Raw genomic sequence first — 13678 nt, 5'->3', positions numbered from 1 at the left:
CCAAGTTCGAATCTGAAGTGTACATTCTGTCCAAAGACGAAGGCGGCCGTCATACTCCGTTCTTCAAAGGCTACCGTCCGCAGTTCTACTTCCGTACTACTGACGTGACGGGTACCATCGAACTGCCGGAAGGCGTAGAGATGGTAATGCCGGGCGACAACATCAAAATGGTTGTTACCCTGATCCACCCAATCGCGATGGATGACGGTCTGCGTTTCGCAATCCGTGAAGGCGGCCGTACCGTTGGCGCGGGCGTTGTTGCCAAAGTAATGAGCTAATTGCCGATAACATTTGACGCAATGCGCAATAAAAGGGCATCATTTGATGCCCTTTTTGCACGCTTTCACACCAGAACCTGGCTCATCAGTGATTTTTTTTGTCATAATCATTGCTGAGACAGGCTCTGAAGAGGGCGTTTAGTCCGAAACGCACCAGAGCATTTCGGTTTGGATCGCCTCGCTTACGCGGGGTGAAAATGTTTGTAGATACTTCTGACAGGTTGGTTTATGAGTGCGAATACCGAAGCTCAAGGAAGCGGGCGCGGCCTGGAAGCGATGAAGTGGGTTGTTGTCGCTGTATTGCTGCTTGTAGCTATCGTTGGCAACTACCTCTATCGTGACATGATGCTGCCGCTGCGTGCGCTGGCCGTAGTGATTCTGATTGCCGCAGCGGGTGGTGTCGCGCTGTTGACTGCAAAAGGTAAAGCGACCGTTGCTTTTGCCCGTGAAGCGAGAACCGAAGTCCGTAAGGTCATTTGGCCAACTCGCCAGGAAACGCTGCACACCACGCTGATCGTTGCTGCGGTCACTGCGGTAATGTCACTGATCCTGTGGGGACTGGATGGTATTCTGGTTCGCCTGGTATCCTTTATCACTGGCCTGAGGTTCTAAGATGTCTGAAGCCCCTAAAAAGCGCTGGTACGTCGTTCAGGCGTTTTCCGGTTTTGAAGGCCGCGTAGCGACCTCGCTGCGTGAGTATATCAAGTTACAAAATATGGAAGAGTTGTTTGGTGAAGTCATGGTACCGACCGAAGAAGTGGTCGAAATCCGTGGCGGCCAGCGTCGCAAAAGCGAGCGTAAATTCTTCCCGGGCTATGTACTGGTCCAGATGGTAATGAATGATGCAAGCTGGCACCTGGTGCGTAGCGTGCCGCGTGTGATGGGCTTTATCGGCGGTACATCTGACCGTCCGGCACCTATCAGCGACAAAGAAGTTGATGCGATCATGAACCGCTTGCAGCAGGTTGGTGATAAGCCACGTCCGAAAACGATGTTTGAGCCAGGTGAAATGGTTCGTGTTAGCGACGGTCCGTTCGCTGACTTTAACGGTGTGGTTGAAGAAGTGGATTACGAGAAGTCTCGTCTGAAAGTTTCCGTGTCTATCTTCGGTCGTGCGACTCCAGTTGAACTGGACTTCGCTCAGGTTGAAAAAGCCTAACACGTCGATCAAAAAAGCGACGATTTAATCGTTGCACAAGGCGCGAGATTGGAATACAATTTCGCGCCTTTTGTTTTTATGGATTCTGTCCGTAAAACGAATTTAATCACGGGGAGCCTCCTTGAGGCGCTATAACCCAACTAGAGGAATTTAGAATGGCTAAGAAAGTCCAAGCCTATGTCAAGCTGCAGGTTGCAGCTGGTATGGCTAACCCGAGCCCGCCGGTAGGTCCAGCACTGGGTCAACAAGGCGTGAACATCATGGAATTCTGCAAAGCGTTCAACGCAAAAACTGATTCCATGGAAAAAGGTCTGCCGATTCCGGTTGTTATCACCGTTTACGCTGACCGTTCTTTCACTTTCGTTACCAAAACGCCTCCGGCAGCAGTACTGCTGAAGAAAGCGGCTGGTATCAAGTCTGGTTCCGGTAAGCCGAACAAAGACAAAGTGGGTAAAATTTCCCGCGCTCAGCTGCAGGAAATCGCGCAGACCAAAGCTGCCGACATGACTGGTTCCGACATTGAAGCGATGACTCGCTCCATCGAAGGTACTGCACGTTCCATGGGCCTGGTAGTGGAGGACTAAGAAATGGCTAAACTGACCAAGCGCATGTCCGTGATCCGTGACAAAGTTGATGCTACTAAACAGTACGATATCAACGAAGCTATCGCTCTGCTGAAAGAGCTGGCCACTGCTAAATTCGTAGAAAGCGTAGACGTTGCCGTTAACCTCGGCATCGACGCACGTAAATCTGACCAGAACGTACGTGGTGCAACTGTACTGCCGCACGGTACTGGCCGTTCCGTTCGCGTAGCCGTATTTACCCAGGGCGCAAACGCTGAAGCTGCTAAAGCTGCAGGCGCTGAGCTGGTAGGTATGGAAGATCTGGCTGACCAGATCAAAAAAGGCGAAATGAACTTTGACGTTGTTATTGCTTCCCCGGATGCAATGCGCGTTGTTGGCCAGCTGGGCCAGGTTCTGGGTCCGCGTGGCCTGATGCCAAACCCGAAAGTTGGTACTGTAACGCCGAACGTTGCTGAAGCCGTTAAGAACGCTAAAGCAGGTCAGGTTCGTTACCGTAACGACAAAAACGGCATCATTCACACTACCATCGGTAAAGTGGATTTTGACGCTGACAAACTGAAAGAAAACCTGGAAGCTCTGCTGGTTGCGCTGAAAAAAGCTAAACCGACTCAGGCTAAAGGCGTGTACATCAAGAAAGTTAGCATCTCCACCACCATGGGTGCTGGTGTTGCCGTTGATCAGGCTGGTCTGAGCGCGTCTGCGAACGTCTAAGATTAGCTTTACGTGGGCGGTGATTTTGTCTACAATCTTACCCCCACGTTTCTGTTGAAATAAACAGAACTCTATGTGAGTCATCTGAATTGTAGCAAGGCAGCAATTGAGTGAATCGCCGGGAGTGTAGTTAACTACATGACCGGTGTGAGCGAGAGCAGCTAACGCGACTACAGTTCAAAGGACGAAGTCATAGACAAGATTTGTTCGTTGGAGCCTGGCCTATCCAGGCCTCCGTCGAAGACCGCAGGTGTTTCGTCAGAAACTTAATGCCCTGCGTAGACGGTGACAGAACGCTAAGATTATTTCTGATACTCTGGCTTGTTTCTGCTCACCGTATTTAGACGCTCTCTCAGTTGGGGAGAGTGAAGTGAGTTCCGGAACATGAGTTCCGGCAAACATCCAGGAGCAAAGCTAATGGCTTTAAATCTTCAAGACAAACAAGCGATTGTTGCTGAAGTCAGCGAAGTAGCCAAAGGCGCGCTGTCTGCAGTAGTTGCGGATTCCCGTGGCGTAACTGTAGATAAAATGACTGAACTGCGTAAAGCAGGTCGTGAAGCTGGCGTATACATGCGTGTTGTTCGTAACACCCTGCTGCGCCGCGTCGTTGAAGGTACTCAGTTCGAGTGCCTGAAAGACACGTTTGTTGGTCCGACCCTGATTGCATACTCTATGGAACACCCGGGCGCTGCTGCTCGTCTGTTCAAAGAGTTCGCGAAAGCGAATGCAAAATTTGAGGTCAAAGCCGCAGCCTTTGAAGGTGAATTGATCCCGGCATCGCAAATCGATCGCCTGGCAACTCTGCCGACCTACGAAGAAGCAATTGCACGCCTGATGGCAACCATGAAAGAAGCTTCGGCTGGCAAACTGGTTCGTACTCTGGCTGCTGTACGCGATGCGAAAGAAGCTGCTTAATCGCAGTTATCTTTCTCAAGCATCTGCTTACGTATAAACTTATTCTGATTTTCAGGAACAATTTAAATGTCTATCACTAAAGATCAAATCATTGAAGCAGTATCCGCTATGTCCGTAATGGACGTTGTAGAACTGATCTCTGCAATGGAAGAAAAATTCGGTGTTTCCGCTGCTGCTGCTGTAGCTGTAGCTGCTGGCCCGGCTGAAGCTGCTGAAGAAAAAACTGAATTCGACGTAATTCTGAAAGCTGCTGGCGCTAACAAAGTTGCTGTTATCAAAGCAGTACGTGGCGCAACTGGCCTGGGTCTGAAAGAAGCTAAAGACCTGGTAGAATCTGCTCCGGCTGCCCTGAAAGAAGGCATCAGCAAAGACGACGCAGAAGCACTGAAAAAATCTCTGGAAGAAGCTGGCGCTGAAGTTGAAGTTAAATAAGCCAACTTTTCTGGTTGCAGCCTAAGAAATTAGGCTGATGGCTGGTGACTTTTTAGTCACCAGCCTTTTTGCGCTGTAAGGCGCCAGTAGCATTTCACACTGTTTGACTACTGCTGTGCCTTTCAATGCTTGTTTCTATCGACGCCTTAATATACTGCGACAGAGCGCCAGTTCTGTGTAAATCGCAATGAAATGGTTTAAGCGTGATAGCAACAGGCATTGCGGAAAGTATTCGATTTTCCGGTCAACAAAATAGTGTTGCACAAACTGTCCCTTCGTCGGACAGATGGGTCGACTTGTCAGCGAGCTGAGGAACCCTAATGGTTTACTCCTATACCGAGAAAAAACGTATTCGTAAGGATTTTGGTAAACGTCCACAAGTGTTGGACATACCTTATCTCCTTTCTATCCAGCTTGACTCGTTTCAGAAGTTCATCGAGCAAGATCCTGAAGGGCAGTATGGTCTGGAAGCAGCTTTCCGTTCCGTTTTCCCGATTCAGAGCTACAGCGGTAATTCCGAGCTGCAATACGTCAGCTACCGCCTTGGCGAACCGGTGTTTGACGTTCAGGAATGTCAGATCCGTGGCGTGACCTATTCCGCACCGCTGCGCGTAAAACTGCGTCTGGTGATCTACGAGCGCGAAGCGCCGGAAGGCACCGTAAAAGACATTAAAGAACAAGAAGTCTACATGGGCGAAATTCCGCTCATGACTGACAACGGTACCTTTGTAATCAATGGTACTGAGCGTGTTATCGTTTCTCAGCTGCACCGTAGTCCTGGCGTCTTCTTTGACTCCGACAAAGGTAAAACCCACTCTTCGGGTAAAGTGCTGTATAACGCGCGCATCATTCCTTACCGTGGTTCCTGGCTGGACTTCGAATTCGATCCGAAGGACAACCTGTTCGTACGTATTGACCGTCGCCGCAAACTGCCAGCGACCATTATTCTGCGTGCACTGAACTACACCACTGAGCAGATTCTGGATCTGTTCTTTGAGAAAGTTGTCTTTGAAATTCGCGACAACAAGCTGCAGATGGAACTGGTGCCGGAACGCCTGCGTGGCGAAACCGCATCCTTTGACATTGAAGCTAACGGCAAAGTCTACGTCGAAAAAGGTCGTCGCATCACTGCGCGCCACATTCGCCAACTGGAAAAAGACGATATCAAGCATATCGAAGTTCCGGTTGAGTACATTGCGGGTAAAGTTGCGGCTAAAGACTACGTTGACGAATCCACTGGCGAGCTGATCTGCGCAGCTAACATGGAGCTGAGCCTGGATCTGCTGGCTAAGCTGAGCCAGTCTGGTCACAAGCGTATCGAAACGCTGTTCACTAACGATCTGGACCACGGTCCGTACATTTCTGAAACTGTACGTGTCGACCCAACCAACGATCGTCTGAGCGCACTGGTAGAAATCTACCGTATGATGCGTCCTGGTGAGCCGCCGACACGCGAAGCTGCTGAAAGCCTGTTCGAGAACCTGTTCTTCTCCGAAGACCGCTATGACCTGTCTGCGGTTGGTCGTATGAAGTTCAACCGTTCTCTGCTGCGCGACGAAATCGAAGGTTCCGGTATCCTGAGCAAAGACGACATCATTGAAGTGATGAAGAAGCTCATCGATATCCGTAACGGTAAAGGCGAAGTCGATGATATCGACCACCTTGGCAACCGTCGCATCCGTTCCGTAGGCGAAATGGCGGAAAACCAATTCCGCGTTGGCCTGGTACGTGTTGAGCGTGCGGTGAAAGAGCGTCTGTCTCTGGGCGATCTGGATACCCTGATGCCTCAGGATATGATCAACGCCAAGCCGATTTCTGCAGCAGTGAAAGAGTTCTTCGGTTCCAGCCAGCTGTCTCAGTTTATGGACCAGAACAACCCGCTGTCTGAGATTACGCACAAACGTCGTATCTCCGCACTCGGCCCAGGCGGTCTGACCCGTGAACGCGCAGGCTTCGAAGTTCGAGACGTACACCCGACTCACTACGGTCGCGTATGTCCAATCGAAACGCCTGAAGGTCCGAACATCGGTCTGATCAACTCCCTGTCCGTGTATGCACAGACTAACGAATACGGCTTCCTTGAGACTCCGTATCGTAAAGTAACCGACGGTGTTGTAACTGACGAAATTCATTACCTGTCTGCTATTGAAGAAGGCAACTACGTTATCGCTCAGGCGAACTCCAACCTGGATGACGAAGGCCACTTTGTAGAAGATCTGGTTACCTGCCGTAGCAAAGGCGAATCCAGCTTGTTCAGCCGCGACCAGGTTGACTACATGGACGTATCCACCCAGCAGGTGGTTTCCGTCGGTGCGTCCCTGATCCCGTTCCTGGAACACGATGACGCCAACCGTGCATTGATGGGTGCGAACATGCAACGTCAGGCGGTTCCGACTCTGCGTGCTGATAAGCCGCTGGTTGGTACCGGTATGGAACGTGCTGTTGCCGTTGACTCCGGTGTTACTGCAGTTGCTAAGCGTGGCGGTACTGTTCAGTACGTGGATGCTTCCCGTATCGTTATCAAAGTTAACGAAGACGAGATGTACCCGGGCGAAGCAGGTATCGACATTTATAACCTGACCAAATATACCCGTTCTAACCAGAACACCTGTATCAACCAGATGCCATGTGTGTCTCTGGGCGAACCGGTTGAACGTGGTGATGTGCTGGCTGACGGTCCGTCCACCGACCTCGGTGAACTGGCACTGGGTCAGAATATGCGCGTGGCATTCATGCCATGGAACGGTTACAACTTCGAAGACTCCATCCTCGTATCCGAGCGTGTTGTCCAGGAAGACCGTTTCACCACCATCCACATTCAGGAACTGGCCTGTGTGTCCCGTGACACCAAGCTGGGGCCGGAAGAGATCACCGCTGACATCCCGAACGTGGGTGAAGCTGCACTCTCCAAACTGGATGAATCCGGTATCGTTTACATTGGTGCGGAAGTCACCGGTGGCGACATTCTGGTTGGTAAGGTAACGCCGAAAGGTGAAACCCAACTGACGCCAGAAGAGAAGCTGCTGCGTGCAATCTTCGGTGAGAAAGCGTCTGACGTTAAAGACTCTTCTCTGCGCGTGCCAAACGGTGTTTCCGGTACGATTATCGACGTTCAGGTCTTTACTCGCGATGGCGTAGAAAAAGACAAACGTGCGCTGGAAATCGAAGAAATGCAGCTGAAGCAGGCTAAGAAAGACCTGTCTGAAGAACTGCAGATCCTCGAAGCTGGCCTGTTCAGCCGTATCTATGCTGTGCTGGTTGCCGGTGGTGTTGAAGCTGAGAAGCTCGACAAACTGCCACGCGATCGCTGGCTGGAACTCGGCCTGACCGACGAAGAGAAACAAAATCAGCTGGAACAGCTGGCTGAGCAGTACGACGAACTGAAACACGAGTTCGAGAAAAAACTCGAAGCGAAACGCCGTAAAATCACACAGGGCGACGATCTGGCACCGGGCGTGCTGAAGATTGTTAAGGTTTATCTGGCGGTTAAACGTCGGATCCAGCCTGGTGATAAAATGGCAGGTCGTCACGGTAACAAGGGTGTAATTTCTAAGATCAACCCGATCGAAGATATGCCACATGATGCTAACGGTACGCCGGTAGACATCGTACTGAACCCGCTGGGCGTACCATCGCGTATGAACATCGGTCAGATCCTTGAAACCCACCTGGGTATGGCTGCGAAAGGTATCGGCGATAAGATCAACGCCATGCTGAAACAGCAGCAGGAAGTCGCGAAACTGCGCGAATTCATCCAGCGTGCTTACGATCTGGGTTCAGATGTTCGTCAGAAAGTTGACCTGAATACCTTCAGCGATGAAGAAGTTCTGCGTCTGGCTGAAAACCTGAAAAAAGGTATGCCGATCGCAACGCCGGTGTTCGACGGTGCGAAAGAGTCTGAAATCAAGGAACTGTTACAGCTGGGTGGCCTGCCGACTTCCGGTCAGATCACACTGTTCGACGGTCGTACCGGTGAGCAGTTCGAGCGCCAGGTTACCGTTGGCTACATGTACATGCTGAAACTGAACCACCTGGTTGATGACAAGATGCATGCGCGTTCTACCGGTTCTTACAGCCTGGTTACTCAGCAGCCGCTGGGTGGTAAGGCGCAGTTCGGTGGTCAGCGCTTCGGGGAGATGGAAGTGTGGGCGCTTGAAGCATATGGCGCAGCATACACCCTGCAGGAAATGCTCACCGTTAAGTCTGATGACGTGAACGGTCGTACTAAGATGTATAAGAACATCGTGGACGGCAACCATCAGATGGAACCAGGCATGCCAGAATCCTTCAACGTACTGTTGAAAGAGATTCGTTCGCTGGGTATCAACATCGAGCTGGAAGACGAGTAACTCTCGATCAAACAGGTCACTGGTGCTGGCTTAACCGCCAGCGCCAGATTGTGCTAACTCCGACGGGAGCAAATCCGTGAAAGATTTATTAAAGTTTCTGAAAGCGCAGACTAAAACCGAAGAGTTTGATGCGATCAAAATTGCGCTGGCCTCGCCAGACATGATCCGTTCATGGTCTTTCGGTGAAGTTAAGAAGCCGGAAACCATTAACTACCGTACGTTCAAACCTGAGCGTGACGGCCTTTTCTGCGCCCGTATCTTTGGGCCGGTAAAAGACTATGAGTGCCTGTGCGGTAAGTACAAGCGCCTGAAACACCGTGGTGTGATCTGTGAGAAGTGCGGCGTTGAAGTGACCCAGACTAAAGTACGCCGTGAGCGTATGGGCCACATCGAGCTGGCGTCTCCGACTGCTCACATCTGGTTCCTGAAATCTCTGCCGTCCCGTATCGGTCTGCTGCTCGATATGCCACTGCGCGATATCGAACGCGTACTGTACTTCGAATCTTATGTTGTTATCGAAGGCGGTATGACTAACCTGGAACGTCAACAGATCCTGACTGAAGAGCAGTATCTGGACGCGCTGGAAGAGTTCGGTGACGAATTCGACGCGAAGATGGGTGCGGAAGCCATCCAGGCCCTGCTGAAGAGCATGGATCTGGAGCAAGAGTGTGAAACTCTGCGCGAAGAGCTGAACGAAACCAACTCCGAAACCAAGCGTAAGAAGCTGACCAAGCGTATCAAACTGCTGGAAGCATTCGTACAGTCTGGCAACAAGCCAGAGTGGATGATCCTGACCGTTCTGCCGGTTCTGCCGCCAGATCTGCGTCCGCTGGTTCCGCTGGATGGTGGTCGTTTCGCAACCTCAGATCTGAACGATCTGTATCGTCGCGTGATCAACCGTAACAACCGTCTGAAACGTCTGCTGGATCTGGCTGCGCCGGACATCATCGTACGCAACGAAAAACGTATGCTGCAGGAAGCGGTCGACGCCCTGCTGGATAACGGTCGTCGCGGTCGTGCGATCACCGGTTCTAACAAACGTCCTCTGAAATCTTTGGCCGATATGATCAAAGGTAAGCAGGGTCGTTTCCGTCAGAACCTGCTCGGTAAGCGTGTTGACTACTCCGGTCGTTCTGTAATCACCGTAGGTCCATACCTGCGTCTGCATCAGTGCGGTCTGCCGAAGAAAATGGCACTGGAACTGTTCAAACCGTTCATCTACGGCAAACTGGAACTGCGTGGCCTCGCCACCACCATCAAAGCCGCTAAGAAAATGGTTGAGCGTGAAGAAGCTGTCGTTTGGGATATCCTGGACGAAGTTATCCGCGAACACCCGGTACTGCTGAACCGTGCACCAACACTGCACCGTCTGGGTATCCAGGCATTTGAACCGGTACTGATCGAAGGTAAAGCTATCCAGCTGCACCCGCTGGTTTGTGCGGCATATAACGCCGACTTCGATGGTGACCAGATGGCTGTTCACGTACCGCTGACGCTGGAAGCCCAGCTCGAAGCGCGTGCGCTGATGATGTCTACCAACAACATCCTGTCCCCGGCGAACGGCGAACCAATCATCGTTCCGTCTCAGGACGTTGTATTGGGTCTGTACTACATGACCCGTGACTGTGTTAACGCCAAAGGCGAAGGCATGGTGCTGACTGGCCCGAAAGAAGCTGAGCGTATTTATCGCGCAGGTCTGGCCTCTCTGCATGCGCGCGTTAAAGTGCGTATCACCGAATACGAAAAAGATGAAAACGGCGAATTCGTTGCGAAAACCAGCCTGAAAGACACGACCGTTGGCCGTGCCATTCTGTGGATGATCGTACCGAAAGGTCTGCCTTTCTCCATCGTCAACCAGGCGCTGGGCAAGAAAGCTATCTCCAAAATGCTGAACACCTGTTACCGCATTCTGGGCCTGAAGCCGACCGTTATCTTCGCTGACCAGACAATGTACACCGGCTTTGCTTATGCAGCGCGTTCAGGTGCATCTGTTGGTATTGATGACATGGTCATCCCAGAGAAGAAACATGAGATCATCTCTGAAGCAGAAGCTGAAGTTGCTGAGATCCAGGAGCAGTTCCAGTCTGGTCTGGTAACCGCGGGCGAACGCTATAACAAAGTTATCGATATCTGGGCTGCGGCGAACGATCGTGTATCCAAAGCGATGATGGATAACCTGCAAACTGAAACCGTTATTAACCGTGACGGCGTAGAAGAGCAGCAGGTTTCCTTCAACAGCATCTACATGATGGCCGACTCCGGTGCGCGTGGTTCTGCAGCACAGATTCGTCAGCTGGCAGGTATGCGTGGTCTGATGGCGAAGCCAGATGGCTCCATCATCGAAACGCCAATCACCGCGAACTTCCGTGAAGGTCTGAACGTACTCCAGTACTTCATCTCTACTCACGGTGCGCGTAAAGGTCTGGCGGATACCGCACTGAAAACAGCGAACTCCGGTTATCTGACTCGTCGTCTGGTTGACGTCGCGCAGGATCTGGTCGTTACTGAAGACGATTGTGGCACGCTGGAAGGCATCACCATGACCCCGGTTATCGAGGGTGGTGACGTTAAAGAGCCGCTGCGCGATCGCGTTCTGGGTCGTGTGACTGCTGAAGACGTTCTGAAGCCGGGTACGGCGGATATTCTGGTTCCTCGCAATACGCTGCTGCACGAACAGTGGTGTGACCTGCTGGAAGAGAACTCCGTTGACTCCGTCAAGGTACGTTCCGTTGTATCCTGTGACACCGACTTTGGTGTATGTGCGCACTGCTACGGTCGTGACCTGGCGCGTGGCCACATCATCAACAAAGGTGAAGCAATCGGTGTTATCGCGGCACAGTCCATCGGTGAACCGGGTACACAGCTGACAATGCGTACGTTCCACATCGGTGGTGCGGCATCTCGTGCGGCTGCTGAATCCAGCATCCAGGTGAAAAACAAAGGTAGCATCCGTCTGAGCAATGCGAAGTCGGTTGTGAACTCCAGCGGTAAACTGGTTATCACCTCACGTAACACCGAACTGAAACTGATCGACGAATTCGGCCGTACCAAAGAAAGCTATAAAGTGCCTTACGGCTCTGTTATGGCGAAAGGTGATGGCGAACAGGTTGCTGGCGGCGAAACCGTAGCAAACTGGGATCCGCATACCATGCCGGTTATCACCGAAGTGAGTGGTTTCGTCCGCTTCACTGACATGATCGACGGCCAGACCATTACTCGTCAGACCGACGAGTTGACCGGTCTGTCTTCGCTGGTGGTTCTGGATTCTGCAGAGCGTACTGCGGGTGGTAAAGACCTGCGTCCGGCACTGAAAATTGTTGATGCTCAGGGCAACGACGTTCTGATCCCAGGCACCGATATGCCTGCTCAGTACTTCCTGCCGGGTAAAGCGATTGTTCAGCTGGAAGATGGCGTACAGATCAGTTCTGGTGACACCCTGGCGCGTGTTCCGCAGGAATCCGGCGGTACCAAGGATATCACCGGTGGTCTGCCTCGCGTCGCGGATCTGTTCGAAGCCCGTCGTCCGAAAGAGCCGGCTATCCTGGCAGAAATCAGCGGCATCATTTCCTTCGGTAAAGAAACCAAAGGGAAACGTCGTCTGGTTATCACTCCGGTAGATGGCAGCGAACCGTACGAAGAGATGATTCCGAAATGGCGTCAGCTCAACGTGTTCGAAGGTGAACGTGTAGAACGTGGTGACGTAGTTTCCGACGGTCCGGAAGCGCCGCACGATATCCTGCGTCTGCGTGGTGTGCATGCTGTAACTCGTTACATCGTTAACGAAGTTCAGGACGTATACCGTCTGCAGGGTGTTAAGATTAACGATAAACACATCGAAGTTATCGTTCGTCAGATGCTGCGTAAAGCCACCATCGAAAATGCGGGTAGCTCCGACTTCCTCGAAGGCGAGCAGGTTGAATACTCTCGCGTCAAGATCGCTAACCGCGAGCTGGAAGCGAACGGCAAAGTGGGTGCAACATTCTCCCGCGATCTGCTGGGTATTACCAAAGCGTCTCTGGCAACCGAGTCCTTCATCTCTGCAGCATCGTTCCAGGAAACCACGCGTGTCCTGACCGAAGCCGCTGTTGCAGGTAAACGTGATGAACTGCGCGGTCTGAAAGAGAACGTCATCGTGGGTCGTCTGATCCCGGCTGGTACCGGTTATGCGTACCACCAGGATCGTATGCGCCGCCGCGCAGCAGGCGAACTGCCAGCTGCACCGCAGGTCACTGCTGAAGATGCTTCTGCCAGCCTGGCAGAGCTGTTGAACGCAGGTCTGGGCGGTTCTGATAACGATTAATCGTTGTTGACCCTAATAAAAAAACCCGCTTCGGCGGGTTTTTTTATATCTATGTTTATGCCTGGCGGCGCTGCGCTTATCAGGCCTAAGAAGCCATTCGGTAGCACCATTAATTTACCGGCGGTAAGCGCCGATAAAGTTCAATCATGTCGCCCGCCAGATCCTGAATCACCATCGCGTTCATCAAATGGTCCTGCGAATGGACGGTGATGAGATTGACCGGTAACTTTCCCGTACCTTCGTCTATACCGATAAGTTGGGTCTGAATTTTATGCGCTTGTTTAACGAACTCGCGTGATTCCGTCATCGCTTGTTCTGCACCCGTGAAATCACCTTTACGCGCCAGTTGCAGCGCTGTGAGGGCCTGGCTGCGGGCAGCACCCGCATTCACGAGTAATTCCATGATGATTGTTTCTAACTCTTCCATGCCATTACTCCAGTAACTTCAGTGCTTTATCCAGTACGGCATCACCTTTCATCATGCCGTAATCCATCATATCGATAACGGCGACCTTTTTGCCTAGCGGGTCGGCAAGCGCCTGAAGTTTGGCCTGTTCATACTTAACCTGCGGACCGAGTAAAACAATATCTGCAGTGGCGATATTTTCTTCAAATTCAGCCACCGGGACTGCTTTGATAGCCACATCGACGCCTTTTTTCTGGGCGGCATCTTTCATCCTTTGCACCAGCATGCTGGTGGACATCCCAGCGGCACAGCATAAAACGATGTTTTTCATAGTGAGTCTCGATCAACGGGTATTTATTGATAATTATCTCGTGCGGGCAACAGCAACAACCGCTTTGCGACGATTGTGTGTCTGGCATCACAAAGAAATACCATTTTTTCTGAAACCGGTTACAAGCGGGGCTCTGGCCGGCCTGGTCTGACCCAAAAAGCAGTTTTTCCCATAGTGTTCAGGTGTAGATATTAATAATTACTGTCAATAAAG

10 protein-coding genes and 1 pseudogene are annotated in these 13678 nt (G+C 51.7%); 9 read left to right on the top strand and 2 right to left on the bottom strand.

The annotated features are described in order from the left end of the window. The 9 genes and pseudogenes from tuf to rpoC all read left to right on the top strand — a co-directional run. Nucleotides 1-278, top strand: a pseudogene (tuf, locus tag NNO02_RS20460) (elongation factor Tu); the annotation flags it as partial. A 228-nt stretch (nt 279-506) separates the two neighbouring features. After that, on the top strand, nt 507-890 hold the full coding sequence (gene secE / locus NNO02_RS20455) for a preprotein translocase subunit SecE (RefSeq protein WP_271455591.1): 384 nt from the start codon (nt 507-509) through the stop codon (nt 888-890). Nucleotide 891: 1 nt separating this feature from the next. Continuing rightward, on the top strand, nt 892-1437 hold the full coding sequence (nusG, locus tag NNO02_RS20450; RefSeq protein ID WP_003033125.1) for a transcription termination/antitermination protein NusG: 546 nt from the start codon (nt 892-894) through the stop codon (nt 1435-1437). Between the two features lie 155 nt (nt 1438-1592). Beyond that, a complete protein-coding gene (gene rplK / locus NNO02_RS20445; protein WP_003033122.1) occupies nt 1593-2021 on the top strand; it encodes a 50S ribosomal protein L11 in 429 nt (142 codons plus the stop codon). 3 nt (nt 2022-2024) lie between these two features. After that, on the top strand, nt 2025-2732 hold the full coding sequence (gene rplA / locus NNO02_RS20440) for a 50S ribosomal protein L1 (protein WP_198907431.1): 708 nt from the start codon (nt 2025-2027) through the stop codon (nt 2730-2732). 417 nt (nt 2733-3149) lie between these two features. Then, nucleotides 3150-3647 (top strand): 50S ribosomal protein L10, encoded by a 498-nt coding sequence (gene rplJ / locus NNO02_RS20435; RefSeq protein ID WP_001207203.1) that lies wholly within the window; start codon nt 3150-3152, stop codon nt 3645-3647. 66 nt (nt 3648-3713) lie between these two features. After that, entirely contained in the window at nt 3714-4079 is a 366-nt protein-coding gene (rplL, locus tag NNO02_RS20430) for a 50S ribosomal protein L7/L12 (protein WP_003033114.1), read from the top strand. Nucleotides 4080-4399: 320 nt separating this feature from the next. Then, nucleotides 4400-8428: a DNA-directed RNA polymerase subunit beta gene (gene rpoB / locus NNO02_RS20425; protein ID WP_199948064.1), complete on the top strand. Its 4029-nt coding sequence runs from the start codon at nt 4400-4402 to the stop codon at nt 8426-8428. A 76-nt stretch (nt 8429-8504) separates the two neighbouring features. Beyond that, nucleotides 8505-12728 carry a DNA-directed RNA polymerase subunit beta' gene (gene rpoC, locus NNO02_RS20420; protein ID WP_005132891.1) on the top strand — a complete coding sequence of 1408 codons (4224 nt, stop codon included), beginning with the start codon at nt 8505-8507 and terminating at the stop codon, nt 12726-12728. A gap of 109 nt (nt 12729-12837) precedes the next feature. On the opposite strand, the gene NNO02_RS20415 is transcribed toward rpoC, so the two are convergent. Both NNO02_RS20415 and NNO02_RS20410 read right to left on the bottom strand, forming a co-directional pair. Beyond that, nucleotides 12838-13155, bottom strand: a complete 318-nt coding sequence (locus NNO02_RS20415; RefSeq protein ID WP_137383233.1) for a PTS lactose/cellobiose transporter subunit IIA — start codon at nt 13153-13155, stop codon at nt 12838-12840. A gap of 4 nt (nt 13156-13159) precedes the next feature. Next, on the bottom strand, nt 13160-13465 hold the full coding sequence (locus NNO02_RS20410; RefSeq protein WP_271450395.1) for a PTS sugar transporter subunit IIB: 306 nt from the start codon (nt 13463-13465) through the stop codon (nt 13160-13162). Nucleotides 13466-13678 lie beyond the last annotated feature (213 nt).

The sequence above is a fragment of the Citrobacter sp. Awk 2 genome (assembly GCF_028069815.1).
GTDB lineage: Bacteria > Pseudomonadota > Gammaproteobacteria > Enterobacterales > Enterobacteriaceae > Citrobacter.
Note: the sequence above shows the minus strand (reverse complement) of the source record. Positions and strands in the feature narration are given on the sequence as shown.